The sequence below is a fragment of the Tenacibaculum sp. AWR4_210 genome, from assembly GCF_056160945.1.
The window spans coordinates 1-394 of sequence record NZ_JBSWYF010000058.1 but is presented as its reverse complement, the minus strand read 5'-3'; the positions used below and the strand labels follow the sequence as shown (position 1 = coordinate 394).

Here is a 394-nt window from a genome sequence, read left to right as displayed (position 1 = left end):
CTGTCATGAGGTTGCCCTTCCTAGATTCCCAGAGATTGCAGGCTGCGCGGGGATGGGGGCAAGGCGGCGTACGCGGGGGGCGTGCGTCTGCCAGGGTGCCTCCACACCGTTCCTTTGAGAGTTCCATTTTGAGAGTTTCACTGCCACGCTGTTGTTGAGAGAACACATGGAGTGATCGCGAGCGTATGGAAGTGGTGGTTGTCGTGGGTACGTGTCACTTCGGGGTCGCCAGGAAGAGCTGGGAGCTGTCCTTCCTGGCAGAGGCCGCGGAGCTTGCCGGCCTCCGCCGTGTCATGCGGCTGCACCTGGGACTTTGGGGGCTGCCGCAGTTGGCTCACGAGGCGCAGCTCTGTGTGACGGAACTCGTGGCGAACGTCATTGCACATGTTGGGTC

The 394-nt window shown here is 61.9% G+C and carries 1 protein-coding gene; it reads left to right on the top strand.

Annotation, left to right across the window (positions count from 1 at the left end; translation table 11 throughout):
• Positions 1–185 precede the first annotated feature (185 nt).
• A partial coding sequence (locus ACXAG7_RS20010) for a hypothetical protein (protein WP_476667932.1) occupies positions 186–394 on the top strand: 209 nt, incomplete at its 3' end.